The sequence below is a fragment of the Acetobacterium bakii genome (genome assembly GCF_001263355.1).
Classification (GTDB): domain Bacteria; phylum Bacillota; class Clostridia; order Eubacteriales; family Eubacteriaceae; genus Acetobacterium; species Acetobacterium bakii.
In genome coordinates this window covers 1-2,738 of sequence record NZ_LGYO01000085.1, presented here as the reverse complement: position 1 = coordinate 2,738, position 2,738 = coordinate 1, and the positions used below count along the sequence as shown (strand labels likewise).

Sequence of the window (2,738 nt, the reverse complement as noted above, 5' to 3'; positions counted from 1 at the left end):
CCGGCTGTCAATGCCTTTTTTATTTTATTTAAATGACAGTGTTCTCTTATAATTTAAAATCTGACGCGATTTTCTACTCCGACCTTTCATTACATTTTAAATCTTGTCCCCATAAACCCAAATTAAATAGAATCGGAGTCAGGCTCATTCCTTCTTTTGTCAAAGAATATTCAACTTTGGGCGGTACCTCGTTATATGCTTTCCTATGGACAATACCACACTCTTCTAATTCCTTTAATGAACTGGTTAGCATCATACTGGTTATCCCCTTGATCTGCCTCTTTAATTCATTATAACGGACCGTTTGCTCACCTAATGTACAGATTATCGGTAATTTCCACTTTCCATCAATTAACTTAAGTGCATAGGTAACCGTACACCCAGGATTGCTACAATGTTTGTCATTACCAGAATCGCCCTTCGCAATCGGGCAGCTTTCTCCGTTTATACAATGATTGTCTTTCATTATTTCTCCATTACTCAGAAATTTCATAGTAAGTCACTAATTTATGCCTACTTGTTTTATATTCTTTTATTGTTATAATCATACAAGATCCAACAAAATAAATCAATATTTATCAGGAGGTAAAAATGAACGAAGTAATTAGTTATTTAAATGAATGCGGTGTGTTTTTTATCAGTACCGTCGATGGCGCTAAACCAAAGGTCCGCCCTTTTGGATTTGTAATGGATTATGAAGGCAAACTTTGTATCTGCACCAGTAATAAAAAACCATTTTTCAGTCAGATTAAATCGAACCCATCTGTTGAAATCTGTTCTTCAAAAGGTGCCAAATGGATGCGACTTCAAGGAAATGCAGTTGTTTGTACCACACCTGAATCCCAGGCAAAAGCCTTAGCGGTTATGCCAATGCTATCTGGTATGTATTCGGTTGGAGATGGATCATTTGAAATCATCGCCATTGAAGATGGTATTGCCGATTTTAATACCATGACCGGCGAACATCACCAGGTTACTCTATAATTTACGCTTTCATCTTAAGGGGGTTATGCTTAATGCATAACCCCTTCTAATGTTATTTTCCGACTGTCAGAATCGATTATGACTGTTAATTTCTGTTTCATTACCGGAGAAAATAATCAACTTATGTTATAAGATCTAGTTTCATGATGCTCAAATTGCTGAGTCCTTTTTAAGCGTTTCTTTTTTCTTTGCAACACTTACCCTTTTTTCTTGCATTTTCCGCATATATCCATTATAGTAATAATAACTGGACTGATCATTAATGTTCAGTTAATTCTTCGTGTGTTCGTGACCTTCCACACGTAAATCAAAACTAAAGGAGTTTTTTTTATGCGAAAAATCAGTGTTCTCTTTGTTACCCAGGCGGCTGTTATTGCTGCAATGTATGTGGTTCTGACCTTTGTGTCCAGCTCACTGGGTTTGGCCAGCGGTGAAATCCAAATTCGACTCTCAGAAATGCTCTGTATCCTGCCTGCCTTTACACCGGCAGCCATACCAGGCCTTTTTCTCGGCTGTTTACTGAGCAATCTCTTAACCGGATGTACTTTGATCGATATTGTCTTTGGCAGCCTGGCAACCCTCATTGCAGCGGTTTTCAGTTATCAGCTGAGAAACCACAAATACCCGCTTCTGGTTACCCTTCCGCCAGTTGTTGTTAATATGATCATAGTACCATTTATTTTAAAATTCAGTTACGGCATCCCCTTATCAATCCCTGTCATGATGGCAACTGTGGGTATTGGTGAAGTGATCTCATGTGTTGTTTTAGGCTCAGTTTTGTACTTTGCCCTGGACAAACGTCGGGTTATTTTTCATCAAAGTTAATATGATATCTGCTGCCGTTGAAGTGAAGATGTGCAACTCAGTCGCAGCTAGCGCTGCGCCGTCGTCGCGCCAGTCGCCAGATGGCTCCTGGCTAAAAAAATAAAGAAGGTATAAAAACCCAAGTGAACTTACACTGCGTTCGTCTAAATGACTCGCAGCATGACTGCCGTTAAATGAAGACGTGCAACTCCGTCGCAGCTAGCGCCTGGACAACTGTTTTAAATTACGCTCGGTTTAAGCCGGGCTGGAACTCCGTCTCCGCTCTGCTGCGCCTCCGTTGTGGGGCTACGCCCCATAAAAAAATAGCTATGTAACACTTGATTTTAAGGATTCGTCTAACAACCATCTTTTAAACCGACGTTGGTTTGAAAAACGAAGACGTGCAACTCAGTCTCCGCTACGCTGCGCCTTCGTCGCGGGCTTCGCCCTATAAAAAACAGATCTATGATCATAGATCTGTTTTTTTGCACGTCTTCATTTTTCGCGCAAAAAAAAGTCCCGCAACGTCCTATCCTCCCAGGCAGTTACCCACCAAGTACTTTCGGCGCTGGAAGACTTTACTGCTGTGTTCGGTATGGGAACAGGTGTAGCCCTTCCGCCATCGTCGCGAGACTAATTAAAAACTATTAAATTATGATTGCATGAAACATAGTGTATTCATGATCTTTTTAAGGGATGGTATTTTCTAAGATTTCTTATCCGGAGTCGGATAAGAAATCTTAAAAAATGCCGAACGCTCGTCATCTTTCGCACGCTCTCGCTTTGCTCAATACGGGTTTTCTACGAAAACCCGGACGATCATTCAAAACAGCATAGTGTAAACACGGTTGGATCAAGAAATAGGAAGAATAGTAAAGGTAAGAAAAAGAAGGAGAAAGAATTAGAAGGAAAGAAGAGAAAGAAGGGAGGAGAAAAGGGGAGAAAAAAAT

Annotated in this window: 3 protein-coding genes and 1 rRNA gene; 2 read left to right on the top strand and 2 right to left on the bottom strand. The window is 40.4% G+C overall.

Annotated elements, in window-relative coordinates:
• Positions 1–73 precede the first annotated feature (73 nt).
• Positions 74–466: a winged helix-turn-helix transcriptional regulator gene (locus AKG39_RS19160; protein WP_083439681.1), complete on the bottom strand. Its 393-nt coding sequence runs from the start codon at positions 464–466 to the stop codon at positions 74–76.
• A 125-nt stretch (positions 467–591) separates the two neighbouring features.
• Here AKG39_RS19160 and AKG39_RS19155 point away from each other — a divergent pair, with 125 nt between their 5' ends.
• A complete protein-coding gene (locus AKG39_RS19155) occupies positions 592–984 on the top strand; it encodes a pyridoxamine 5'-phosphate oxidase family protein (protein ID WP_050742010.1) in 393 nt (130 codons plus the stop codon).
• A 330-nt stretch (positions 985–1,314) separates the two neighbouring features.
• Complete coding sequence (locus AKG39_RS19150) at positions 1,315–1,809, top strand: QueT transporter family protein (RefSeq protein ID WP_050742009.1); 495 nt, start codon at positions 1,315–1,317, stop codon at positions 1,807–1,809.
• A 495-nt stretch (positions 1,810–2,304) separates the two neighbouring features.
• On the opposite strand, the gene rrf is transcribed toward AKG39_RS19150, so the two are convergent.
• Positions 2,305–2,421: ribosomal RNA gene (gene rrf, locus AKG39_RS19145) — 5S ribosomal RNA — on the bottom strand.
• Between the last annotated feature and the right edge of the window lie 317 nt (positions 2,422–2,738).